At 72.6% G+C, this 208-nt stretch carries 1 pseudogene; it reads left to right on the top strand.

Features of this window, described 5'->3' with window-relative positions:
• Positions 1 to 10: 10 nt before the first annotated feature.
• Positions 11 to 208: pseudogene (locus ADL01_RS28580) on the top strand (hypothetical protein); the annotation flags it as partial.

Genomic DNA, 208 nt, shown 5'->3' with positions numbered 1-208 from the left:
CGGCCAGTTGATGCAGTCACTGCCCGAGGGCGGGGCCATGCTGGCCGTGCAGGCGGCGGAGGCCGACGTGCTGCCGCTCCTTGAGGGCATGGCAGACCGCGCTGGTGTTGCGGCCGTGAACGGCCCCTCGCAGGTGGTGCTCTCCGGTGAGCGGGAGGCTCTGGAGGGACTGGAGCAGGCGTTCCGGGGCGAGGGTCGCAAGGTGCGG

It is taken from the genome of Streptomyces sp. NRRL WC-3618 (assembly GCF_001280005.1).
Taxonomy (GTDB): Bacteria; Actinomycetota; Actinomycetes; order Streptomycetales; family Streptomycetaceae; genus Streptomyces.
The sequence above is the reverse complement of the archived record's forward strand: the minus strand, read 5'-3'. Positions and strand labels throughout refer to the sequence as shown.